This window comes from Amycolatopsis sp. MJM2582 (assembly GCF_000754115.1).
In the GTDB taxonomy this organism is placed as follows: Bacteria; Actinomycetota; Actinomycetes; order Mycobacteriales; family Pseudonocardiaceae; genus Amycolatopsis; species Amycolatopsis japonica.
Genome location: NZ_JPLW01000006.1, coordinates 1 through 22340 on the forward strand (window position 1 = coordinate 1; position 22340 = coordinate 22340).

General features: G+C 69.7%; 24 protein-coding genes. 6 read left to right on the top strand and 18 right to left on the bottom strand.

Going from position 1 to position 22340, the window contains the following annotated elements:
* Positions 1 to 345: 345 nt before the first annotated feature.
* The 7 genes from ED92_RS31190 to ED92_RS31220 all read right to left on the bottom strand — a co-directional run bounded on the left by ED92_RS31190 (position 346) and on the right by ED92_RS31220 (position 6570).
* A complete protein-coding gene (locus tag ED92_RS31190; protein ID WP_052120968.1) occupies positions 346 to 1092 on the bottom strand; it encodes a Sir2 family NAD-dependent protein deacetylase in 747 nt (248 codons plus the stop codon).
* Positions 1093 to 1107: 15 nt separating this feature from the next.
* Positions 1108 to 2307, bottom strand: a complete 1200-nt coding sequence (locus ED92_RS31195; RefSeq protein WP_037344667.1) for an Ig-like domain-containing protein — start codon at positions 2305 to 2307, stop codon at positions 1108 to 1110.
* Between the two features lie 93 nt (positions 2308 to 2400).
* Positions 2401 to 3267: a patatin-like phospholipase family protein gene (locus ED92_RS31200; protein WP_037344668.1), complete on the bottom strand. Its 867-nt coding sequence runs from the start codon at positions 3265 to 3267 to the stop codon at positions 2401 to 2403.
* A 9-nt stretch (positions 3268 to 3276) separates the two neighbouring features.
* Entirely contained in the window at positions 3277 to 3939 is a 663-nt protein-coding gene (locus ED92_RS31205) for a DedA family protein (protein ID WP_037344669.1), read from the bottom strand.
* A 61-nt stretch (positions 3940 to 4000) separates the two neighbouring features.
* A complete protein-coding gene (lipA, locus tag ED92_RS31210; RefSeq protein ID WP_037344671.1) occupies positions 4001 to 5002 on the bottom strand; it encodes a lipoyl synthase in 1002 nt (333 codons plus the stop codon).
* Between the two features lie 37 nt (positions 5003 to 5039).
* Complete coding sequence (locus tag ED92_RS31215; protein ID WP_037345664.1) at positions 5040 to 5996, bottom strand: oxidoreductase; 957 nt, start codon at positions 5994 to 5996, stop codon at positions 5040 to 5042.
* Between the two features lie 43 nt (positions 5997 to 6039).
* Positions 6040 to 6570 (bottom strand): hypothetical protein, encoded by a 531-nt coding sequence (locus tag ED92_RS31220; RefSeq protein WP_037344673.1) that lies wholly within the window; start codon positions 6568 to 6570, stop codon positions 6040 to 6042.
* Between the two features lie 132 nt (positions 6571 to 6702).
* Between ED92_RS31220 and ED92_RS31225 the strand changes: the two genes are divergently transcribed.
* A complete protein-coding gene (locus tag ED92_RS31225) occupies positions 6703 to 7320 on the top strand; it encodes a TetR/AcrR family transcriptional regulator (RefSeq protein ID WP_016336085.1) in 618 nt (205 codons plus the stop codon).
* A 24-nt stretch (positions 7321 to 7344) separates the two neighbouring features.
* Positions 7345 to 8280, top strand: a complete 936-nt coding sequence (locus ED92_RS31230) for an LLM class F420-dependent oxidoreductase (RefSeq protein WP_037344674.1) — start codon at positions 7345 to 7347, stop codon at positions 8278 to 8280.
* Between the two features lie 63 nt (positions 8281 to 8343).
* Here ED92_RS31230 and ED92_RS31235 read toward each other — a convergent pair whose 3' ends face one another.
* From ED92_RS31235 to lpdA, 8 genes are all read right to left on the bottom strand, one after another.
* A complete protein-coding gene (locus ED92_RS31235; protein ID WP_037344677.1) occupies positions 8344 to 8625 on the bottom strand; it encodes a hypothetical protein in 282 nt (93 codons plus the stop codon).
* Positions 8626 to 8684: 59 nt separating this feature from the next.
* The gene (gene lipB, locus ED92_RS31240) at positions 8685 to 9428 is read right to left on the bottom strand and encodes a lipoyl(octanoyl) transferase LipB (protein ID WP_037344680.1); all 744 of its coding nucleotides are present in this window, start codon (positions 9426 to 9428) and stop codon (positions 8685 to 8687) included.
* Positions 9429 to 9438: 10 nt separating this feature from the next.
* Positions 9439 to 10053, bottom strand: a complete 615-nt coding sequence (locus ED92_RS31245) for a phosphatase PAP2 family protein (protein ID WP_037344682.1) — start codon at positions 10051 to 10053, stop codon at positions 9439 to 9441.
* The gene (locus ED92_RS31250; RefSeq protein ID WP_037344685.1) at positions 10050 to 10934 is read right to left on the bottom strand and encodes a TIGR01777 family oxidoreductase; all 885 of its coding nucleotides are present in this window, start codon (positions 10932 to 10934) and stop codon (positions 10050 to 10052) included. Before ED92_RS31250 ends, ED92_RS31245 begins: the two co-directional genes overlap by 4 nt.
* Positions 10935 to 10948: 14 nt before the next feature.
* Positions 10949 to 11449 carry a helix-turn-helix transcriptional regulator gene (locus ED92_RS31255; RefSeq protein WP_037344687.1) on the bottom strand — a complete coding sequence of 167 codons (501 nt, stop codon included), beginning with the start codon at positions 11447 to 11449 and terminating at the stop codon, positions 10949 to 10951.
* A gap of 22 nt (positions 11450 to 11471) precedes the next feature.
* Positions 11472 to 12554, bottom strand: a complete 1083-nt coding sequence (locus ED92_RS31260) for a serine hydrolase (protein WP_037344689.1) — start codon at positions 12552 to 12554, stop codon at positions 11472 to 11474.
* A gap of 211 nt (positions 12555 to 12765) precedes the next feature.
* On the bottom strand, positions 12766 to 14520 hold the full coding sequence (gene sucB, locus ED92_RS31265; protein ID WP_037344692.1) for a 2-oxoglutarate dehydrogenase, E2 component, dihydrolipoamide succinyltransferase: 1755 nt from the start codon (positions 14518 to 14520) through the stop codon (positions 12766 to 12768).
* A gap of 56 nt (positions 14521 to 14576) precedes the next feature.
* Positions 14577 to 15950 (bottom strand): dihydrolipoyl dehydrogenase, encoded by a 1374-nt coding sequence (lpdA, locus tag ED92_RS31270; protein ID WP_037344695.1) that lies wholly within the window; start codon positions 15948 to 15950, stop codon positions 14577 to 14579.
* Between the two features lie 214 nt (positions 15951 to 16164).
* On the opposite strand from lpdA, the gene ED92_RS31275 reads away from it, so the two are divergent.
* Complete coding sequence (locus ED92_RS31275) at positions 16165 to 16509, top strand: hypothetical protein (protein WP_037345665.1); 345 nt, start codon at positions 16165 to 16167, stop codon at positions 16507 to 16509.
* A 4-nt stretch (positions 16510 to 16513) separates the two neighbouring features.
* Here the strand turns inward: ED92_RS31275 and ED92_RS31280 are convergent, their stop codons facing one another.
* Together ED92_RS31280 and ED92_RS31285 are read right to left on the bottom strand one after the other, a co-directional pair.
* Entirely contained in the window at positions 16514 to 17497 is a 984-nt protein-coding gene (locus ED92_RS31280; RefSeq protein ID WP_037344697.1) for an SMI1/KNR4 family protein, read from the bottom strand.
* An 83-nt stretch (positions 17498 to 17580) separates the two neighbouring features.
* Positions 17581 to 19083, bottom strand: a complete 1503-nt coding sequence (locus tag ED92_RS31285; RefSeq protein WP_037344699.1) for a leucyl aminopeptidase — start codon at positions 19081 to 19083, stop codon at positions 17581 to 17583.
* A 132-nt stretch (positions 19084 to 19215) separates the two neighbouring features.
* On the opposite strand from ED92_RS31285, the gene ED92_RS31290 reads away from it, so the two are divergent.
* The gene (locus ED92_RS31290) at positions 19216 to 20085 is read left to right on the top strand and encodes a hypothetical protein (RefSeq protein ID WP_037344700.1); all 870 of its coding nucleotides are present in this window, start codon (positions 19216 to 19218) and stop codon (positions 20083 to 20085) included.
* Positions 20078 to 20704, top strand: a complete 627-nt coding sequence (locus ED92_RS31295; protein ID WP_037344701.1) for a DUF402 domain-containing protein — start codon at positions 20078 to 20080, stop codon at positions 20702 to 20704. Before ED92_RS31290 ends, ED92_RS31295 begins: the two co-directional genes overlap by 8 nt.
* Here the strand turns inward: ED92_RS31295 and ED92_RS31300 are convergent.
* Positions 20701 to 21012, bottom strand: coding sequence for a hypothetical protein (locus tag ED92_RS31300; protein WP_037344702.1), 312 nt, complete (start codon positions 21010 to 21012; stop codon positions 20701 to 20703). The two genes, ED92_RS31295 and ED92_RS31300, sit on opposite strands and share 4 nt — an antisense overlap.
* A gap of 117 nt (positions 21013 to 21129) precedes the next feature.
* Here ED92_RS31300 and ED92_RS31305 point away from each other — a divergent pair, with 117 nt between their 5' ends.
* A complete protein-coding gene (locus ED92_RS31305) occupies positions 21130 to 22233 on the top strand; it encodes a branched-chain amino acid aminotransferase (protein WP_037344703.1) in 1104 nt (367 codons plus the stop codon).
* Positions 22234 to 22340 lie beyond the last annotated feature (107 nt).

A 22340-nucleotide genomic window follows, 5' to 3' on the forward strand; every position in this document is an offset into this window, starting at 1 on the left:
CCAGGGCCTGGTAGAGAACCACGAGTTCTCCCAGACCTGGGCCCTTTTCTCATACCCGAAACCCGCCACACCCGTGATCCGACACGCAACACGCGTGATTGCAGAGCGAACACACGTGATCCCACGGACGACACCACCACCGGCCGAGTCGTCCGTCTGATCACGCGTGTCGTCCGTCTGATCACGCGAGATCCCTCCCCAAACACGCGAGATCCGCCTGCAATCACGCGAGTCACGGCCCCGATCACGCGAGTCACGGGGGGCAGGCACGTGAGGGGAGGCGGCGGCCCCGCATTTAGAGGACTAAATGCGCGACGGGGCCCGGGGCCGGGCGCATTTAGAGGACTAAATGCGGGAGGGGGCGAGGGCGGGGAGCGAGTCGGCGAGCGGGCCGCGGACGACGGCGGTGGCCATGTGGTCGTAGGGCGTTTCGGAGCCATTGCAGATGACCACCGCGGCGCCGGCGCGGGAAGCGACACTCACCAGTGAGGCGGCCGGCTGCACGCTCAGGGAGGACCCGGCCACCAGCAGGAGATCGCTGTCGGAGACGGCGGCACGCGCGGCGCGGAGCAGGTTCTGGTCCAGGTGCTGGCCGAAGGAGACCGTGGCCGACTTCAGGATGCCGCCACACACCAGGCAGGGCGGATCGGCCTCGCCTGCCCGGACGCGTTCCAGCGTCGCGCGCATGTCCCGGTGATCGTCACAGGACAGGCAGACGGACTCGAACATCGTCCCGTGCAGTTCCAGCACCCGCTCGGGCGGAGAGCCCGCCTTCTGGTGCAGCCGGTCGATGTTCTGAGTGATGATCCACGCCGGCGACAGGCGCTCGAGGGCGTAGTGCGCCGCGTTCGGCGCGGCGTCCCAGCCGGGATGCACCAGCCGCGCCTGCCAGGTCCGCTCCCGGACCTCGCGGCTGCCTTGGTACGCCTTGAGGTTCGACATCTTCTCCGCGCCAGGGTCGCGGGTCCACAGGCCCTGCGGGCCGCGGAAGTCGGGGATCCCCGAGTCCGTGGAGATCCCGGCGCCGGTCAGTGCGACGATCCGGCCGGCGCCGGCCACGAGGGCACGGGCGGTGCTCAGGGTGCTGGTCACCGCCCCATCATCCCTCTACTTGAGCGCGCTGCCCGCCTGCCAGTCCGCCCACGACTTCGACCAGTCGCCGTAGAGGTCCCACACCGGCAGCTGCGGGCCACCGGAGTTGGTCACCTCGACGACGTCGCCGAGCCCCATGTTCTGGTAGAACCACTGCGCGTTGGCGGCGTTGAGGTTGATGCAGCCGTGCGACACGTTCGAGCTGCCCTGCGCGCCGACACTGTTCGGGTTCTCGTGGACGAACTCGCCGTCGTTGGAGATGCGCAGCGACCACTTCTCGTTCGACTTGTAGTACCCCGGCTGGCCTTGGCAGACGCCGTACGTGCACGAGTCCATCGTGTAATTCTCGTGTTTGTCCGAAATGACGTGCGCGCCCAAATGGGTGGGCGTGGCGTCCTTGCCCATGGAAATGGGCATCGATTTCGCGAGCTGGCCGTTGTGGAAGATCTGCATCTGCTCGGTGTTGCCGTCGGCCTTCGCGACCCAGGAATCGTGCACTTTGTACTTTTCGGTGCGATCGGTCGCGCCGTACACGCCATTGCCGAAATCGACACCGTAGATCATCGCCGACACCTTGAGCGTCGTCCCCGGCTGCCAATACACCTTGGGGCGGTAATGGACGTTCTTGTCGTCGATCCAGTACCAGGAGCCCTCCTGCTTCGGCGTCGACTCCACGGACAGCTTCTTCTCCACGTCGGCCTTGTTCTTCACCGGCTGGCCGAAGGTGAACACGATCGGCTGCCCGACGCCGACACCGCCGGAAGCGACCGCCGAGGGAGCCGGGATCAGGTTCGGGTTCGCCTGCTGCTTCGGGCTCAGCGTGGAGAGCCTGCTCTGTTGCTCGACGGGCTTTCCGTCGCTGCCCTGGGCATGCGCCACGATCTTGTAGGTGCTGCCGTAGCCGAGCGGTTCGGTGGTCTTCCAGCTGAGCCCGTCGCTCGCCAGTTCGCCCTTCACCTGGTTGCCCTTGTCGGCGTTGCTGACGGTGACGTCGATCAGCTTGCCGTGCTCGGCCTTGACCACCACCGGGGTCGCCGGATTGACGTTCGTCCCGCCCGCCGGGTCGATGGTCACCGAAACCGCGCTTTCGTCCGATCCGGCGCTCGGGCCGGCTGAATTCGAAGTGCCGGTGCCGCCGGAGGACGAACAGGCCGAGATCAGCAGTGTCGCGGCGAGTATTCCGGCCGTCGAAAGTAATGTCTTCTTGGGAAACATATGGGTCTCTTTTAACGTCGCTCGTTCAGCGGAAAGGTCCTTTTTCAAAACTACGCGACGAAGAAGACGTGATCGCTGCTGGATGGTTGCTTCTCAGTCCACGACGAGACCGGGCGCACCATAAAGACCGGGGCCATCGACACTCAATTCACCCAAATAGGTCTTCGCGGCGTCGTAGGCCTCGGCGGTCAAAGCCGCGGTGTGGCTGAAGTCCAGCGGGCTGACCCGCACGGGCTTCGGCCCGGGCACGTAGACCACGGGCACCTCGGCCGCGGCGATCGGCGCCTCCAGGACCGCCTGGTTCCGCATGCTGATCATCGCGGTGAACATCATCACCTCGGCGAAGGTCTGCGGGGTGCCGGGCATCTTGCCGGGGAAGGCGCAGTCGAGGACGACGAGCGATTTCGCGCCCATGGCGAGCGCTTGGCGCATCGGCACGTTGGCGACCAGGCCGCCGTCGTAGAGCATGCGCTCTCCGAAGGGCACCGGCGGATAGATCCCCGGAATCGCGCAACTGGCCAGCAGCGGCGCCAGAACGGGCCCGGAACGGATCAGCAGCGGCTCGGCGGTGTCGACGTCCGTCGCGACGACACCCAGTGGCAGCGCGAGATCTTCGAAGCGGACGCCCTCGCCGATGTGCTCGTCGACGATCGCGGCGAGCCCGGTGTTGGGGAACAGGTTGGTCTTGCTGTGCCGCAGGGTCCGCACCTGGCTGAGCACACCGCCGGGGAACGCCTCGTGCCGCGTCATCCGCGACCAGATCCGGTCGAGCCTCCCGCTGGATTCACCCCCGAGGGCGAGCACGGCGGCGTTCAGCGAACCCACCGAGGTGCCGACGACGAGGTCTGGCGCGACGCCTGCTTCGGTGAGGGCACGCAGCATCCCGACCTGCATCGCCCCGAGACTGCCGCCGCCACCGAGGACGAAACCGATCGGCTGGGGCAGGTTCAGGGCGGTCATGCCCGGAATCTAGTCGTCCGCGCCGACCTTCGCCGGAGTGGCTTCTTCGGCTGTGACCGCGAGCGCTTTCTTCTTCTTGTAGCGCAGCAGGAAGAACACGGCGACACCCACGAGCACGCCGACGATGACCAGGCCGCCGGTGTTGAGCGCGCCTTCGACCTTCTTGGCGGCTTCGCCGAGGGCGGCACCGATACCGATGTGGATGGCCGACCAGCAGGCCGCACCGGCCGCGGCGGCGGGCAGGAACTTACGGAAGGGCAGGCCCGAGGTTCCGGAAGCGGCCGGGGTCAGCGTGCGGATCACCGGAAGGAACCGCGCGAAGAACACCGCCCAAGCGCCTCGCCGTTCGAGGACCCCCGTCGCCTTGTCCCAGGCGTCGAGGCCGTACTTGCGGATCAGCTTCGTCTCGCGCAGGCGCGGGCCGAAGCGTTTGCCGATCGCGTAGCCGAGCGAGTCGCCGAGTGCGGCGCAGACCGTCACGACCGCCCACAGGGTCAGGAAGCGCGAGACCGACGTCGCCGTCGTGGCCGCGACCAGCAGCCCCGATTCACCGGGAGCGATGAAGCCCAGCCCGATGGTGCATTCGGCGAACACCAGTCCGCCGGTCGCCGCGACCAGTCCCGGTTCCGGGAGTCCCTGCAGCCAGTTCAGAAGATCGGTTACCAACGCCACCAGGTCACTTTACTGATTCGTGACCTGGTGGGTGGCGATGTCGCGAAGAGGGTGACCGGAGTCACCGGGCCAGCAGTGAGCTGGCTTCCTGCGCGGCGGGACCTTCGGCGGCGAGGTGGGCCAGGTTCTCCGACAGCGGCTCGCCGCGGTGGGCCTTCGTCTGGGCGAAAAGGCGACCGGCGCGGTACGAGGAGCGTACGAGCGGCCCGGCCATGACGCCGGCGAAGCCCATGGCCTCGGCGGCGTTCGAGTGCTCGACGAACTCTTCGGGCTTGACCCAGCGGTCCACGGGGTGGTGACGCGGTGACGGGCGCAGGTACTGGGTGATCGTGAGGATCTCGCAGCCCGCGTCGACCAGATCCTTCATCGCGGGCGCGACCTCTTCGGGGGTCTCGCCCATGCCGAGGATCAGGTTCGACTTCGTCACCAGACCGGCCTCACGAGCCTTCGTGATGACCTCCAACGACCGCGCGTACCGGAAACCCGGCCGGATCCGCTTGAAGATCCGCGGCACCGTCTCCACGTTGTGCGCGAGCACCTCGGGACGCGAACCGAACACCTCCGCCAGCTGATCCGGATCCGCGTTGAAATCCGGAATCAACAGCTCCACACCGGTACCCGGGTTCAACGCGTGGATCTGACGGACGGTCTCCGCGTACAGCCACGCACCACCGTCCTCCAGATCGTCACGCGCGACACCGGTGACCGTCGAGTAGCGCAAGCCCATGGCCTGCACCGACTCCGCCACCTTGCGCGGCTCGGTCCGGTCCAGCGCCTCCGGCTTGCCCGTGTCGATCTGGCAGAAGTCACACCGGCGCGTGCACTGGTCGCCACCGATCAGGAACGTCGCTTCACGGTCTTCCCAGCACTCGTAGATGTTGGGACAGCCGGCTTCTTCACAGACGGTGTGGAGGCCTTCGCGGCGCACCAGGCCTTTGAGTTCGGTGAACTCCGGACCCATCCGGGCGCGCGTCTTGATCCACGACGGCTTCTTTTCGATGGGAGTCTGGGAATTCCGGACCTCGAGCCGCAACAGCTTGCGGCCATCTGGGGCAGCACTCACACCGTCACCCTACGCCCGCCGGAGCAGTGGTCGCCGCTCACGCGGGGTCGGGGGTGACGCCCGTCAACTTGGTGGTCAGATCCCACAACGCGGCGCCGAGCGATTCGCTCCTCGCGGCGGCCAGCGGGCGCACCTTGACCGGGGCGCCGCGAAGTCCGCCGAGCCCGCGAGGGCCGATGTAATCGCCGCCTTCGGCCTCCGGGGAGGTCGCCGCGAACAGCTGCGGGAGCGTGCCCTGGCGGGCGCTCTGCGCGATGAAGATCTCGCCGATCCGGTTGCCCCCGGCGACGAGCGCGCGCACCACCGGATTGCGGTAGGAACGGGCCATCCCCGAACCGAGTCCGGTCCAGGTGTAGCCGGGATGCGCCGCCACGCTGATGACGTTTTCTCCCGCGGCGCGCAGCCTGCGGTCGAGTTCGAGCGCGAACACCTGATTGGCGAGTTTCGACTGGCCGTAGGCCGAGCCGGGGTTGTACATCCGGCGTTCGAAGTTCGGGTCGGCGACGTCGATGCGCGCGCCTGTCGCCGCGATACTCGACAAGGTGACGATGCGCGCTCCCGAACCGTTGCGCAGTGACGGCATCAGCAGCCAGGTCAGCACCGCGTGCCCGAGATGGTTCGTGCCGAACTGGGTTTCGAAACCGTCCTTGGTGTGGCCGCGCGGGGTGGCCATCACGCCCGCGTTGTTGACCAGGACGTCGAGCTTGCCGCCCGTCAGCTCCTGGACCTTCTTCGCGGCTTCGCGGACCGAGTCGAGGTCGGCGAGATCCAGCCGGACGAGCTCGGGTGCGTCCCCGGTCGCGGCCGCGCGCACCTGCTCCAGCGCCTTGGCGCCACGCTCCGGCGACCGGCAGCCGAGCAGCACGCGGGCCCCCTTGCCCGCGAGCACCTCGGACATCCGCAACCCCAGCCCCGAATTCGCGCCGGTGACGAACACGGTCCGGCCGGTCTGATCCGGGATGTCGGCCTCGGTCCAGCGCGCGTGAGCAGCCATGTCGGTCACCTAACTACATCGTCGGCGGGGCCGCTACGCCGGATCAGGCGCTCGGCGCGAGCAACCGGAGCAGGTGACCCATGGGGCTGCGGCGGCGGGCGGGCTTCGCGTGCCGTCCGTGCCGGAGCAGGGTGGCGAACGCGCTGCCGACCTGGGTGATCTCGTCGACCGGTTCCTTGCCGTCGGCCAGCCCCGCCGTCAGCGCGAGCGTGCGCAGTTCGGCTTCGTGCGACGGGATCAGCGCGGGGCACCGCTCGAGGGCCGCGTCGAGAACGGCGCGGAGGGTCTCGTGTTCGGCGATGGCGCTGTTCCAGGCGCGGGTGACGGCTTCGACGCGGTCGAGCGCGAGGTCCTGGTCGGCGTAGTCCGGATCGGTCATCTCGGCGCGGAGGTGACCGGCGAACACCTGGTTCCACTTGTACCGGAGCGCGACCAGAAGTTCCTCTTCGGTCGCGAAGTACCTGGTGGCGCCGGGGATTTCTTCGAGTGAGATGGCGTCGGACGGGTGGTGACCCGCCTGGCGCAGTGCGGCTTCGAGGATGTCGCGCCGCTGGTAGAAGTCGTTCCAGCTCATGATGTGGGCTCCCCTCCGTGACCCGGTTCATACCGCAGGTTTGCGGCATACTCCCGGTACGGACCTGACAGCAGCCAACATACCATGAGTATGGAGCGGGACCGGCGGCGTAAAGTTGTGAAGGTGGCGACAATGAGGTCAAGGCGGCTGGACTATTCCGAGTCCACCCGGTCGGCGCTCGTCGAGAGTGCCGTCGAGCTGTTCACCAAACGCGGCTACGCCGGCACGTCTCTCGACGAGATCGCCAAGCGGGCCAGGGTGACGAAAGGCGCGCTGTACCACCATTTCAGTGGGAAGCAGGCGCTGTTCGAGGCCGCCTTCGACACGGTGGAGAGCCAGGTCTTCGACCGGCTCGAAAAGATCATGAACGGCCCGGCCTCGCCGTGGGAACGGGCGCTCGCGGGATTGCGCGGCTTCCTGCAGAGCTGCCTCGACCCGGCGTACCAGCGCATCGCGATCCACGAGGCGCCGGTGGTGATGGGCTGGGAACGCTGGCGCGAGGCGGAGGAGCGGTGCAGCTTCGGCCTGGTCCGCACCGGGATCCAGTCGCTCATCGAGGTCGGCGAGGTCGACGACGTCCCGGTGGACGTCACCGCGCGGCTGCTGTTCGGCGCGTTGTCGAGCGCGGCGATCGAGATCGCTTCGTCGCCCGAGCCGAAGAAGGTCAGTGCCCAGGTCGAGGAGGTACTGGTGCGGCTGCTCGTCGGCTTCCGCCGTGTCCCGCCCGCCGAGCACGGGAAAGCGAGCTGACCGAGCCCTGGCTAGGGTGGCGGCGTGGACCTCAGGATCTTTACCGAGCCCCAGCAGGGGGCCGCCTACGATGACCTGCTCCGGGTGGCGAAGGCCACCGAGGACGCGGGCTACGACGCCTTCTTCCGCAGCGATCACTACCTGAAAATGGGTTCGGCGACCGGGCTGCCGGGGCCGACCGACGCGTGGATCACCCTCGCGGGTCTCGCCCGTGAGACCAGCCGGGTGCGGCTGGGCACCCTCGTCACCGCCGCCACCTTCCGGCATCCGTCGGTGCTCGCGATCTCGGTCGCGCAGGTGGACCAGATGTCCGGCGGCCGCGTCGAACTCGGCCTGGGTTCGGGCTGGTACGACGACGAGCACACCGCCTACGGCCTCGACCTGCCGCCGATCAAGGAGCGCTTCGACCGCTACGCCGAGCAGCTGGCCGTCGTCACCGGGCTGTGGGAGACGCCGGAGGGGGAGACGTTCTCCTTCGACGGCGAGCACTACAAGCTCGTCGACTCGCCCGGCCTGCCCAAGCCGGCGCAGCGGCCCCGGCCGCCGGTGATCATCGGTGGCGGCGGCAAGAAGCGCACCCCGGCGCTCGCCGCCCGCTACGCGGACGAGTTCAACCTGCCGTTCGTCGGCCCGGACTTCGCCGCCGAGCAGTTCGGCCGCGTCGACGACGCCGCGCGCGAGATCGGCCGCGACCCCAAGGAGATCATCCGGTCGGCCGCGCTCGTCGTCGCCGTGGGGCGTGACGACGCCGAAGTCGCGAAGCGTGCTTCGGTGCTCGGGCGCGAGGTGTCCGAGCTGCGGGAGAACGGGCTCGCGGGGACCCCGTCGGAGGTCGTCGAGAAGGTCGGGCAGTGGCGCGAGAAGACCGGGATCACCCGGCTCTACCTGCAGCTGCTGGACCTTTCGGATCTGGACCAGGTCGAGCTGATCGCTTCCGAGGTCGCTCCTCAGCTGGACTGACGCTTTGCGCGTGAAGGCCCCCTTCCCTCGGCTCAGCCGAGGGAAGGGGGCCTTCACGCGCTTCTAGACGTATTCGACGTCCACACTGGCGATGGAGCCGCCGGGGCTGAACGAGACACCCGAAGGGTTGCCGTTCACCGCCGGGTAGCCCTCTTCCCGGGTGCAGTGCACCCGGCAGTACTGGACGACGACCTTGTAGGTCCCGCTCGGACAGAAGCCCGCGGCCCAGGTCGAGCCGTTGGTCTCGGTCCAGCAGCCCGGTGGCACCGCCGAGGCGACGCCGGGGGTGGCCAGCAGTCCGCCGACGGCGGCCACGACCGCCGCGGCATACGCGATTCTGCGCATGATTCCTCCCAGTGGGGCCGCGGCGCTTCCGCGGCCCCACTGGGAGCTTGGCACAGGAATCAGCTCTGCAGAGCGAAAGTGACGCCGGGTGCGGCCGGGGCTTCGGGGCGCGGCAGCCAGCGCTCGTCGCTCACCGCCAGCTCGCCTTCCAGTGCCGCGAGGACGGCTTCCCGCGCCATCGGCAGCACCGACGCGACAGTGACCTCACGGTCGAGCTCGTAGGAAAGCGACGTCACGCCCGCGTCCCGGATGCCGCACGGGACGATCTTGTCGAAGGCGCCGAGGTCGGCGTTGCAGTTCAGCTCGAAACCGTGCATGGTCACGCCGCGCTGGACGCGGATGCCGATCGCGGCGATCTTCCGCTCCGGGCCGCGGTCGTCGGCGGGGATCCAGACACCGCTGCGGCCCTCGACCCGGCCGGTGTGCACGCCGAGCTGGTCGCAAACGGTGATCAGGGCCTCTTCGAGACGGCGCACGTAGTGCACGACGTCGATCGGGTCGGCGAGTTTGACGATCGGGTACCCGACCAGCTGGCCGGGCCCGTGCCAGGTGATCTTGCCGCCGCGGTCGACGTCGATCACCGGGGTGCCGTCGGTCGGCCTGTCCTCGGCTTCGGTGCGCTTGCCCGCCGTGTACACCGACGGGTGTTCCAGCAGCAGCATGGTGTCGGGACCCTCGCCGTCGGCGCGGGCTGTCACGTGGCGGCGCTGGAGTTCCCAGGCTTCGGTGTAGTCGATCGTCCCGATCTCGCGGACGTCGACGGGCTCGGTGGCGGCACGGCATGACGTGGTCGAAGAGCTCACGTCAGCGACACTACGCCGGGTCTTTCGGCAGGGGGAGCAGGCCCAGCCAGGCCGCCGAAATCAGGCCGACGCCACCCACCGCGAGTACGGATCCCGCTGTGTCGGTCAGCCAGTGCACGCCCAGCACGATGCGGCAGAGGGCGCCGAGCACCGTCGCGGCGACGGCGATCGTGATCGCCAAGCGCGCGAGACGCGGCCGGGTCCACGCGCACAGCAGCACTGCGACGAAACCCGTGCACGCGACGGCGACCACGTGCCCGCTCGGGTAACTCAGATCGGGGAATTCGCGTGGCCGTTCCCGGTAGAAGGCCGGTTTCGCGATCAGGCTGGTCATGCGGCACGACAGCAGGACGACGGCCAGTTTGACGCACAGGACGGTCAAGTCCCGGCGGCGCCAGGCGATCACCACCAGCACGGCGCCCAGCGCGAACGGCAGCACCGGCCCGAGGACGTGCGTGACCAGGCCCGCCACCTGCCCGGCGGGCCGGGTGTACTGGTCGCGGAACGCGTCGGCGAGGGCGACGTCCACCGGCGGCGGCCGTTCGTCGACGGACAGCCCGAGTGTGACGAAGCCGACCAGCAGCAGGACTCCGGCGAGGGTGTACAGCCCGCGCTGCAAGGTCATGTCGCGGCGGCCAGCGCGTCCTCGAGGGTCGGATGGCGGAAGGCGTATCCCGCCTCCTCCAGCGCACGCGGCATGGCTCGCTGCCCGAACAGCGCCATCTCCTCCGCCGCCTGCCCGAGGGCGATCTTCATGGCGAACCCGGGAACCTGCCAGATCGCCGGCCGGTGCACGGCGCGGCCCAGTGCCTTCGTGAAGGCGGCGTTCGTGGCGGGCTGTGGCCCCGAGAGATTCACCGCGCCCGACAGCGATTCGTTCTCCAGCGCGAAAACGATCGCGCCGACCTCGTCGTCGAGCGAGATCCAGGGCATGTACTGCTTGCCGTCGCCGAGTTTCCCGCCGAGCCCCAACCGGAACAGCGGCCGCAGGACGTCGAGGAGCCCACCGTCGCGTGCGAGCACCAGCCCGGTGCGGATGCGCACGACGCGGGCTCCGGCGGTGGCCGCGGACTCGGTGGCGCCTTCCCACGCGGTGCAGAGCTCGGCGAGGAAACCGCGGCCCACCGGGCTCGTTTCGTCCACAAGGGACGGACCGGGATCGCCGTAGTAGCCCACGGCGGAAGCGTTGACCAGCACCGGGATCCCGTGTTCGGCGACGGCTTCCGCGAGGACCTCGGTCGGTTCGACCCGGCTGTCGAGGAGCACCTGCTTGCGGGCCGCGCTCCAGCGTCCGGGCAGCAGCGGCGCGCCCGCGAGGTTCACGACCGCGTCGACGCCGTCGAGCGCGCCGTCGGCGATCTCGCCAGCGGGGGGATCCCAGCGGCGCTCGTCGGCGGCCCGCTCCTCCCGGCGGACGAGGCGGACGACCTCGTGCCCGGAACGGCGTAACCGGGTCGTCAGGGCGCTGCCGATCAGTCCGCTCGCGCCCGCGATCAGAACTCGCATGATCCGATCGTGTCCTATCCGCGATCCGGTCGCACGCTCAGGTTCTTCAGCTGCCCGGCGACGTCCGACGCGGCGGTCAGCAGCACCAGCACCGGGATCGTCGCGGTGGGACGAAGCCGGTAACTGCCGCGCTTGTCCTGCTCGACGATCCCGGCGCCGGTCAGCGCCTTGAGATGGTGGTAAAGCTGGCCGGGCGACCCGAGATCGGCGGCCTCCTGCAGGGCGGGCGCGGTCTGCGCGCCCTTCTCGGCCAGCGTCCGCACCAGTGCCACCCGCGCCGTGCTGGACAGGGCCGCGAGCACCTCGACCCGCGGCCCGTCCTCGAATCCCAGCATCGGACCGGGTGTGATGGTGATCGCCCAGCTCAGCTCGAGGGGCTCGGTCAGCTCGCCGTGGTAGCCGACGATCCCGCCGGGACTCACCGCCTGCTCGGCCTCGTGCTCGCCGTGCCGTCCTTCGAGCGCGGCGACCCGGGCTTCGAGGGCGGCGATCCGGTCGGCGAGCTCAGCGTCCATACCGGCTATCTATACCTGCGCCTCAGCGGAGCGCTCGTTCCAGGGCGGCGAAGCGCGCCGGATCGGACAATGCCGCGAGCAAGACGTCGAGGAGCACGGGGGCGTTCGCGATGTCCTGATCGCTGACGCCGGTGAACAGGATGGCCGCGGTACCCGAACGCCCGCCGGGCCAGCGGACGGAAAGTCCCGTGGTCAGCGAGCGCGGCAGGCTTCCGCCCTTGAAGAGCACTTCGCTCGCTCCGGCGGGCACGCGGTCCGCGAGCGGTTTCGCGAGGATCTCGCGCGCGGTCGGGTACAGCCCGTTCGCGATAGCGCGGTGCAGCGCGAACAGATCCGCCGCCGAGCCCTGGCCGTGTCCCTTGATCCACGGCCATTGGGTGTCGGGGGTGCTCGGCATGTCCGGCCAGCGCCTGAGCGCTTCGGCGCGGAACGCCCGATCGCGGACGAAGCGGCGCGCGACCGCGTCACCCATCGCCCGGCGGACCGCGACGGGGCTACCGGGCGGGGGCGCGTACTCCGGCATGATCAGCATCAGGACCTCGCCGCCGAGCGAACGGGTGTCCGGCCGGAACCAGCCGCCCCGCGCCGCGGCGCGCTGGAGGGCCGGGTCGCCGAGGCGGGTGCGGAAATAGTCCGTGGCGGCGTTGTCGCTGAAGAAGATCATCGCTTCGGCGAGCCTGGCCAGGGGGACGCGTTGCTCGGGGTCCTTGGCGATGCCGTAGTCGTCGCAGGGAACACCCAGCCGGTTGAGCGCCAGGAAGTGCGCGCGGCCATCGCCTACGAACGGGTGGTGGGCGTCCCAGTCGCCCATCCGGATCTGTTCCTTCGGATCGAGCCTGCCCTCGGCGACCGCCACGGCGTACGCGCTGAGATGCACGACCTTGATCGACGAGGCCATGACGCGCCGGACGTCGGGGTTGCGCGCGGCCCGGCGGCCGGCGCCGTCGTCGATCAGGACGGAGACGTCGTGCCGGTGCGCGGCGATCCAGTCGAGCCAGCCCTGTCCGGTCGTCGTGTCCGGCTGGGCCGCGCTCGCGGTCCCCGGCAGCAGCAGCGCGGCCGATCCCGCGGCGGCACCCGCCAGCAGATGGCGTCTGGTCAGCATGGTCAACACCCTCCCTCTTGTTTTCCGTAATTCCGGAATACTAGAGTTCGCGGTGGCTGTCAAACTCCCGCATTTCGTCCTCTGGATGCGGTAGTTCGTCATGCCAACGACCGCATTCAGAGGACGAAATGCGGGAGGGGGAGGGGAGGGGAAAGGCGAAGGCCCCCGCCCCGCCGAAGCGGGACGAGGGCCTTCACGGACCACCGGAGGATCAGAGACCGAGCTCGTCCTCGAAGTTGCCCTCTTCCAGACGCTGCTTGATCGTCGTGACGAAGCGGCCCGCGTCGGCCCCGTCCACCAGGCGGTGGTCGTAGGTCAGCGGCAGGAACGCCATCGACCGGACGGCGATCGTGTCGTTGCCGTCGGCGTCCGCGATCACGACCGGGCGCTTCACGACCGCGCCGGTACCGAGCATGCCGGACTGCGGCTGCACGATGATCGGCGTGTCGAACAGGGCGCCGTTGGAGCCGATGTTCGTGATCGTGAAGGTGCCACCCGACAGCTCGTCCGGCTTGATCTGGCCCGAACGCGCGCGGCCCGCCAGGTCGGCGATGCGGTGCGCGAGACCGGCGAGGCTGAGCTCACCCGCGTCGTGGATGACCACCGACAGCAGACCCTTTTCGGTGTCCACCGCGATCCCCAGGTGCACCGCACCGTGGTAGGTGATCTCCTTCGTGTCCTCGTTGTAGGACGCGTTGACGTTCGGGTGCTGCTTGAGCGCCTCGACGGTGGCCTTCGCGAAGAACGGCAGGAACGTCAGGTTGACGCCCTCGCGCTCCTTGAAGGCCGCCTTCGCCCGCTGGCGGAGCTTGGCGATCTTCGTGACGTCCACCTCGTGGACCTGCGTGAGCTGCGCGGAAACCTGCAGCGATTCGCGGGTCTTCGTGGCGGTGATCTGGCGGATCCGGCTGGCCTTCTGCACGGTGCCGCGCAGAGCCGCGAGCTCCGGCGAAACCGCGGCCTTGCGCGGAGCCGACGGGGCGGCGGCGGCAGCGGGCTGCGCGGCCGGAGCCGGGGCGGCCTTCTGCTTGGCCTCGGCGGCCGCGAGCACGTCCTGCTTGCGGATGCGGCCACCGACGCCGCTGCCGGACAGCGACGACAGGTCGATGCCGTGCTCCGAAGCGAGCTTGCGGACCAGCGGCGTCACGTACGGCGCGTTGTCCGAACCGTTGTCGCTGCTCGCCGCCGGCTTCTGCGCCTCGGCCTTGGGGGCCGGAGCGGCCTGCGGAGCCGGGGCGGGCTTCGGCGCGGGAGCCGCTTCGGCCTTGGGCTCGGGCTTCGGCTCCGGCTTGGGCTCCGGCTTCGGCTCGGGCTTGGGTTCCGGCTTCGGCTCGGCCTTCGGGGCCGGGGCGGAACCGGCGGCACCGATCACCGCGAGCACCCCGCCGACCTCGACGGTCTCGTCCTCACCGGCGCGGATCTCCAGCACGGTGCCGGCGACCGGGGACGGGACCTCGGTGTCGACCTTGTCCGTGGAGATCTCGAGCAGCGGCTCGTCGACCTCGACGCTCTCGCCGACCTGCTTGAGCCACCGGGTGACGGTGCCCTCGGTGACGCTCTCGCCCAGCTCGGGCAGCTTCACCTCGGTGCCTTCGCCGCCCGAAGCCGGCGCGGTGTCCGGCTGGGACGGCGCGGAGGCATCTTCCTTCGCGGGCTCGGGTTCCGGCTCCGGCTGCGCCTCTTCGGCGGCCGGCTCGGCCGAACCGGAGGACTCCGGCACGCCGCCGGTCCCGTCGTCGATGACGGCGAGCTCGCCGCCGACCTCGACGGTCTCGTCTTCCTGAGCGCTGATCTTCACGACCTTGCCGGCGACCGGGGACGGGACCTCGGTGTCGACCTTGTCCGTGGAGATCTCGAGCAACGGCTCGTCGACCTCGACGGTGTCGCCCTCCTGCTTCAACCACCGGGTGACGGTGCCCTCGGTGACGCTCTCACCGAGCTCCGGCAACGTGACGGAGTAGGCCATCGTTCGCTGACTCCCTTGATATGTCTTGCTTGGTCTGGTTCTTCGACGGTGAGACGTCAGCTGTGGACGTGCAGCGGCTTGCCCGCCAGGGCGAGGAACGCTTCACCGAGGGCCTCGGTCTGCGTGGGGTGCGCGTGGATGAGCGGGGCGACGTCCTCGGGGAAGGCCTCCCAGCTGTAGATCAGCTGCGCTTCGCCGATCAGCTCGCCGACGCGGTCGCCCACCATGTGCACGCCGACGACCGGGCCGTCCGGAGCCTTGATCAGCTTGACCCCACCGGAGGTCTTGAGGATCTGGCTCTTGCCGTTGCCGCCGAGGTCGTAGGTGAAGGTGGTGACGTCGGAGCCGTACTTCTCCTTCGCCTGCGACTCGGTCAGACCGACCGAAGCGACCTCGGGGTGCGAGTAGGTGACGCGCGGGATGCCGCTCTCGTCGATCACGCGCGGCTCCTGGCCGGCGATCTCTTCCGCGACGAAGATGCCCTGCTGGAACCCGCGGTGCGCGAGCTGCAGACCGGGGACGATGTCACCGACGGCGTAGACGTTCGGCAGGTTGGTGCGCAGGCGGTCGTCGGTGAGGACGAAACCGCGCTCCATCTTCACGCCTGCCTCCTCGTACCCGTGCCCGGCCGAGTTCGGGCCGCGGCCCACGGCGACCAGGAGCAGGTCGGCTTCGAGCGTCTCGCCGGACTCCAGCGACACGCTGACGCCGTTGTCGTCCTGCTTGGCGCCGGTGAACCGCACGCCGGTCTTGAAGGCGATCTTGCGACGACGGAAAGCGCGCTCGAGCTGCTTGGACGCGTACTCGTCCTCGTTCGGGACCAGGCGGGGCAGCGCCTCCACGATGGTGACGTCGACGCCGAAGGACGCCCAGACGGACGCGAATTCGACACCGATGACACCACCGCCGAGGACGATGGCCTTCTTCGGGATGTAGTCCAGCGAAAGCGCCTGCTCGCTGGCGATGATGCGCCCGCCCAGCTCCAGGCCCGGCAGCGTCCTCGAGTACGAACCGGTGGCGAGGATGACGTTCTTGCCGGTGTAGCGGGTGCCGTCGACCTCGACGGTCGTGCCGCCGACGAACGTCCCGGTGCCCTCGACGAGGTTCACCTTGTGCGCCTTGGCCAGGCCCTGGAGGCCCTTGTACAGGCGCGAGATGATCCCGTCCTTGTACTTGTTGACGCCGGCGATGTCGATGCCTTCCAGCACGGCCTTCACACCGAAGGTCTCGGCGTCGCGGGTCTCGTCGGCGACCTCCGCCGCGTGCAGGAGGGCCTTGGTCGGGATGCAGCCTCGGTGGAGGCACGTCCCGCCAAGCTTGTCCTTTTCGATCAGGGTGACGGAAAGGCCCAGCTCGGCCGCGCGGAACGCGGCGGCGTAGCCGCCCGATCCGCCACCCAGGATCACAAGGTCGGCGGAGGTGTCGGTCACTTCAATAACTCCTCGGCAAGCGGTAGGGGTGGTGCTCTGGCGCCGCTCCGCGCGGTATACGCGCGCGCGGACACTTGCCATCTTGTCACTACGTGTGGAGAGGCTGCGACCTAGGCCGCGTGCTGTGACCCACGGGACACGGTCCACGCGGACCGCCACGCTGAGCACACGCCCGCGTCGGGATAATGGACATCGGACGCGAATGGGAAGTGAGGTGGTCGGAGTGGGTCTGTTCGACTCGCTGCGCCGGCGCTCTAAGGGCGGGCAAAAGCCCGGTACGCTGCGGAAAGCCTCTTCAAACGACTTCAAGCATCTTGAGGACTGGGCGTCGTCACGGACCGGTGTCGAGGCGTACGTGGAGCCGAAGACCAACGTCACCGAGACCACCGTCGTCCTGATCGCCCATGACGGTGAGTGGACCCGGCGCCGGATCGAGAGCCTGGACGCGGCGCAGCAGTTCGGTCACAAACGGTCGATCCCCGTGTACGAGGTGGCGCGGGTCGGCTACCCGAAGCGGATGCGGGAGTACACCGAGCGGAAGAAGCGCGGCGAAGCCTGACGCCTCACGCGGATTGCGCCAAAAGGAGCAAGTACCGCTCCAGCAGCGCCCGGAACGTCGGATGCACCGTCGTGCCCAGCGCCGGGTCGATCTCGACCGTCCGCCACTGCTCGCCGGCGGACGTCAGCAGCACGACGGCCGGTTCCGAGATCACCACGACACCGCCTTCGGCGCGCAGTTCCGCCGTCCCGAGCAGCCGGGGGAAGACGACGTCCGCGGGCAGGCCGTCGCAGGTCAGGAGGAATTCGCGGTAGTCGTCGGGCAGCCGGAGCCCGAGCCGCGCCTCGGCCGCGTCGATGGTGCGGAGCGACGCCGCCGGGGGAGCGGTGCCTCCACCGCGCAGCCGGAGGATGCCCCCGATCATTTCGCGCCACGAGCCGGTGTCGGGCGGGTAGCGCTCGTACAGGGCCGCGACCAGCGCCCCGGCGCAGAGTTCCGTCCAGTCGCCGAGCCCGAGCGGGTCCGCTCCTGCGGCGAGCCGCGGCGCGAGACGTCGGGTCGCGGCGAGCACGGCGACGTCGGGGCGGCCCTGTCGCGACGCGATCTCGGCCCAGCCGTCCAGGTCGCCTCGCGCGACGGCCTCACGCAACCGATCCGGCCGCGACGGCCCGAGATGCGACACGGCCTCGCCGATCGGGGAGCCGCCGAGCAGACCGTCGAGATCGGACACGCGCCGGGCGAGGTAGTCGTCGTGGGCGCGTTCCTCGGCGTCGAGATCGAGCGGGATCATCGCCGCGGCCCAGTCGGGGTGGGCACCGCGCGCTTCGAAGAGCATCGCCCAAGCGCGGGCCTGCACGGCACCGGGGATCAGCGTCGTGACGGGTCGTTCGGTGAGCGCGTGCCAGTGCGTGACCAGCCGGTCCGCGTCCGCCATCGCCCCGGACGCGGCGAAGAGCAGCGCCGCGTGCGCGATCCGGTCGTCGAGCGTCGCGTCGTCCCCGCTGAGCACGTCCCTGATCGCGCCTTCGAGATACGCGTCCCTGTCCACGGCACCGACCTTGCCATAAAGCGCGTGAAGGCCTCCTTCCCGCGGCTCAGCCGAGGGAAGGAGGCCTTCACGCGCGAAAAGGATCAGCCGTTGGCGGCGATGTCCGCGAGGACGGCGGCGATGGTACGGACCGGGACGCCGGTGCCGCCCTTGCCGGTGTAGCCCCACGCGCCGCCGGTGTTGAACGACGGGCCAGCGATGTCGATGTGCGCCCAGGGCAGGCCCTCGGTGACGAACTCGCGCAGGAAGATGCCCGCCGCGAGCATGCCGCCCCAGCGGTGCCCGGTGACGTTGGCCAGGTCGGCGAGACGCGAGTCGAGGTCGGCGCGCAGCTCTTCCGGCAGCGGCATGGCCCAGCCGCCCTCACCGGTGGCCTGCGCGATCGAAGCGATCCGGTCGCGGAACTCGTCCGAGCCCATGACGCCCGCGGTGCGGTTGCCGAGCGCGACGACCTGCGCGCCGGTCAGCGTCGAGGTCTCGATCAGGTAGTCGGGGTTCTCCTCGCCCGCGCGCACGATCGCGTCGGCCAGCACGAGACGGCCTTCGGCGTCGGTGTTGAGCACCTCGACGGTCTTGCCGCCGTACATGCTGAGCACGTCGCCCGGCCGGTACGAGGTGGCCGAGGGCAGGTTCTCCGCCAGCGGGATGTGCGCGACGACCTCGAGCGGGTACTTCAGCTTCGCGGCCAGCACCACGGAGGCGAGCACGGCGGCCGCGCCCGACATGTCCGAGGTCATGTGGTCCATGTTCGCGGCGGGCTTGATCGAGATGCCGCCCGAGTCGAAGGTGATGCCCTTGCCGACCAGCGCGACCTTCTTCGACGCCTTCGCGGGCTTGTAGGCGATGCGCAGCAGGCGCGGCTGCCGCGACGAACCGCCGCCGACGCCGAGGATGCCGCCGAAGCCCTTGCGCTTCAACGCCTTCTCGTCGAGGACCTCGAAGTCCAGGTTGTTCGCCTCGGCCAGCGTCTTCGCGCGGTCGGCGAAGGAGGCCGGGAACAGGTCGTTCGGCGGGGTGTTGATCAGGTCGCGGGCGATGATGACCGACTCCGCGATCAGGCCGGCGGCCTTCAGCGTCGCCTTGTGGTCCTTGGCGGTGCCCTCTTCGGGGCTGACGAAGTCGACCTTCGCGACCGGGCCGTCGCCCTTCTCGGAGCGGTACTCGGTGAAGTTGTAGGCGCCGAGCACGGTGCCCTCGACGGCGGCCTGCAGATCGATCGCCGACAGCGTGACGAACGCGCGGTCGGTCCCGCTCAGCGCCCGCGCGGCGGCACCGGCGGCCCGGCGGACCTGCTCGGCGGTGACGCCGTCCGCGCCTGCCTTGCCGAGGCCGACGGCCAGCACGACACCGGCGGACAGCTTGCCCAGCGTCGGTACCTTGACGACCTCGTCGGCCTTGCCGGAGGCGCCGAGGGTGCCGAGGACCTCGGCGAGCTTGCCGTCGAAAGCGGCGTCGGCGACGGAGGAGCCGGCGGCGAGCGCCAGGCCGTCTTCACCCTGCAGGGTGCCGATGACGACGACGTCGGCGCGCGTCTTGGCAAGCGCCGCTTCGGCGTTCTCGGTCAGGGCAAGCTTCGGCACGGTCACTTCTGGCTCCTCGCGCGTTCGCGGTGGTACCGGGCGGCCGCCCGGTTGGATCGTGAGCCATGCTAATGACAGTGGGACCTGGGGGAACAGCGGGGCCGAGCAGGTGACTGGACGAACTGGAAGGGCGACGGCGTGCGACTGGCTGGCGGTCTGCTCATCGCCCTGGCGGTGGGCACCTCTGGAGCGGACTACTGGGTACTCGCCGCGGTCGTCGTCGCGGCTGTCCTCGCCGTCGCGGCGGAGGCGTTGCTGCCGGCATTGGGTGACACCCGGCCCGAACGGATCGCGGCATGCGTTTCACGGTTGGGCCTGGTCCTGGTCTTCGCGACGACGTTCGGGCAGTACCTCTTCCCGTCCGCGCCGGGAGCCGCCGCCGCGGTGTTCGCGGTCGTGGTGACCGTCGCCGACCTGGCCGGGGTCCGTCTCGGCGACTACGCCGCCCGCTGGGTCACCGGGCTGTCGCTGGCCGCCGCCGCGTCGCTGATCGCGATCTGCGTGGGCATCCCGCCGTTGGCGCAGTTCATCGCGCCGGATCCGCCGTCGGTACCCGGTCTCGGCCTCGCCGTGCTGGTCCTGCTGCCGTTCCTGCTGCCCCGCCGCCCCGGCGCGGGCCGGGCCGCCGCCGTGGGTGCCGTGGCCGTCGCGATCACGGCCGTCGCCCTCTACCAGCTGGGGCCGATCCGGCTGGGGCTTTCGGCGACCTCGTTCCGCGAGCTCCTCGCCGCGGCCGATGCGGTCTCACTGCTGCCGGTGCTGACCGTGGTGGCCGCCGTGGCGACCGTGCCCGTCGCGGTCGACGCCTTCACCGAGGGCAGGGAACGGCTTTCCCCGGAACGTCCGAAGGCGACACTCGCTTGTGGACTGATCGTGGCCGTCGCCGCCTTCTTCGCTGGGCCGGTCGTGGCCCTCGCGCTCGCGGGAGTGGGAACGCTCGCCGAACTGGTTCTGCGGGTCCGCGCCCGTCGGTACCGTTCGGAGAGTGACCGTTCAAGGCGTGCATGATCCTCTCTGGACCCCGGGCGACACGGTCGTCGAACGTTTCCTGCGACCGGACGGCTCGATCGGCCAGCACCATCCGCTGCGCGTCATCGCCGACGACGGCACCGTGCTGCTCGGCTGGCTGCCCGCGGACACCCCGATCGTCGGCAGCAGGCTCGCCGACGGACGGCTTTTCCGTGAAGCGCCCTTGGAAGAGCGGTTCCGGGTGCCGAGGGTGCGCGTGGCCGATTTCTGGCGCGACACGTCGACGCTGCGCCGCATCGCCGACGACGAATGGTCGTCGGTCTGGTGGTTCTTCGACGCCGACGGCCACTTCCTGAACTGGTACGTCAACCTCGAGGTCCCGCTGGGGCGCACGCCGTCCGGTCCCGACCGGATCGACGGCATCCTCGACGTCGCCGTGGAGCCCGGCGGACGCTGGCAGTGGAAGGATGAGGACGAGGCCGAGGAGGCCGTCCTCGCGGGCCGCATCACCGCGGGTCAGCTCGAACGCCTGCGCGCCGAGGGCGAGCGGATCGGGGCACTCGCGGACGCCGGGCGGTTCCCCTTCGACGGGACGTGGACCGACTTCCGGCCCGACCCGGACTGGCCCGCGCCCGGCCTCCCCGACGGGTTGCTCTAGCTCACCTGCAGCAGCAGGAGCAGCACCAGCACGACGTTGATCACCGTGAGGACGACCACCGACTTGGTGGACAGCTCGCGCGGGAACACCTTGCCGTGGATGTGCTTCCACCAGAAGATGCCGAAGAAACCGGCGATCAGGCCGAGGAACGCGCCGAAGCCGCTGTCGAGCAGGGCCCAGCCGTCCATCATCAGCACGCCGGTGCCGAAGGTGAGCAGCACGGCCGTCACGAAGGTCTTGACGTCGGCCCCCTTGCCGGGAACGGCGGGAGCGGCCGGGTGAGCGGGCTGCATCTGGTTGTACGTCACGCCGCCATCCTAGGGGCGCGACCCCTCCGGTGTTCGTCGTGACGGACAGATCGAGGGAGGTAAAGATATGCGGACGTCCGACTAACGTGGGTCCGACCAAGCGTTATCGTCTTGGGTATGACGACCTCGACGCAGTTCAGCCACCTCCCGCACCCGAGCCCCGCGAGCCCGGAACGCGTCGCGGACGTATTGGCCGCACCCGGTTTCGGGTTGCACTTCACCGACCACATGGTGACCGTGAAATGGAGCGCCGAGCAGGGCTGGCACGACGCGACCGTCGGGCCGTACGCGCCCTTGTCGCTCGACCCGGCCACCTCCGTGCTGCACTACGGCCAGGCGATCTTCGAAGGCCTCAAAGCGTACCGCCAGCCCGACGGCACGATCGCGGCGTTCCGCCCCGACGCGAACGCGATCCGCTTCCGTAACTCGGCCGAGCGCCTCGCCATGCCGCAGCTGCCGGTGGAGACCTTCCTCGACTCGATCCGCGAGCTGATCGCGGTCGACAGCCGCTGGGTCCCGACGAAGCCGGGCGAGTCGCTGTACCTGCGGCCGTTCATGATCTCCACCGAGGCCGGGCTCGGCGTCAACCGGCCCGCGAACGAGTACCTCTACGCGCTGATCGGCTCGCCCGCCGGCTCGTACTTCTCCGGTGGCGTGAAGCCGGTGAGCGTGTGGCTCTCGACCGAGTACGTGCGCGCCGTCCCCGGCGGCACCGGCGAGGCGAAGTGCGCGGGCAACTACGCGGCGTCGTTCGTCGCGCAGGCCCAGGCCGTGGAGAAGGGTTGCGACCAGGTCGTGTGGCTCGACGCGGTCGAGCGGCGCTGGGTCGAGGAGATGGGCGGGATGAACCTGTTCTTCGTCTTCGGCTCCGGTGACGAGGCCCGCGTCGTGACGCCGGAACTGACCGGTTCGCTGCTCCCGGGCGTGACCCGCAAGTCGCTGCTGGAGCTGGCGAAGTCGTTCGGGCACCAGGTCGAGGAGCGGCGCGTCTCCACCGACGAGTGGGAGAAGGCGGCGGCTTCGGGCGAGCTGACCGAGGTGTTCGCCTGCGGGACCGCGGCGGTCATCACGCCGGTCGGGCACGTGAAGCACGCGGGCGGCGAGTTCTCCGTCGCGGGCGGGCAGCCCGGCGAGCTGACGATGAAGCTGCGCGGCGCGCTGACCGGGATCCAGGAGGGCACCCGCCCGGCTCCGGAAGGCTGGATGTACCCGCTGGGCTGACGCCCCGGCTCCTAGAGCCCCAGTCCGTGAAGGCCTCCTTCCCTACCTTGAGCGTAGGGAAGGAGGCCTTCACGGACTTTCGCATTTAGAGGACTAAATGCGGGCGG